Raw genomic sequence first — 620 nt, 5'->3', positions numbered from 1 at the left:
GGTCGGTGCACGGCCCGTCGGCGATGACCTGCCCGACCTCGACCCGGGCGCCCTCCTCCACGATCGGCTTCTGGTTGTACGAAGTCCCCTGGTTCGACCGCTTGAACTTCGTCACGCGATACGTCCTTCGCGTGCCGTCGTCGTTCAGAACCGTGACGTAGTCGGCGGACACCTCCTCCACCACGCCGGCCTTCTCGGCCGCGATGACGTCGCCGGCGTCGGTCGCGGCGCGGTACTCCATGCCGGTCCCGACCAGCGGCGCCTCGCTGCGCAGCAGCGGCACCGCCTGGCGCTGCATGTTGGAGCCCATCAGCGCGCGGTTGGCGTCGTCGTGCTCCAGGAACGGGATCATCGCGGTGGCGACGGAGGTCATCTGCCGCGCCGAGACGTCCATGTACTGGACCTCGTTCGGCGTGACCAGTTCGACTTCGGCACCCTTGATCCGGACCAGGACCGACTCCTCGGCGAACGAGCCGTCGTCGTTCATCAGCGAGTTGGCCTGCGCGATGACGAAGCGGTCCTCCTCGTCGGCGGTCAGGTAGTCGATCTGGTCGGTGACCACACCGTTCTCGACCTTGCGGTAGGGAGTTTCGACGAACCCGAACGGGTTGACCCGGGCA

1 pseudogene is annotated in these 620 nt (G+C 67.3%); it reads right to left on the bottom strand.

Annotated elements, in window-relative coordinates:
* Window positions 1-620 (bottom strand): annotated as a pseudogene (locus tag IEZ03_RS38470) (DNA-directed RNA polymerase subunit beta); the annotation flags it as partial.

This window comes from Actinomadura livida, from assembly GCF_014648675.1.
Lineage (GTDB): Bacteria > Actinomycetota > Actinomycetes > Streptosporangiales > Streptosporangiaceae > Spirillospora > Spirillospora livida.
This window is presented reverse-complemented; position numbering and strand designations above follow the sequence as displayed.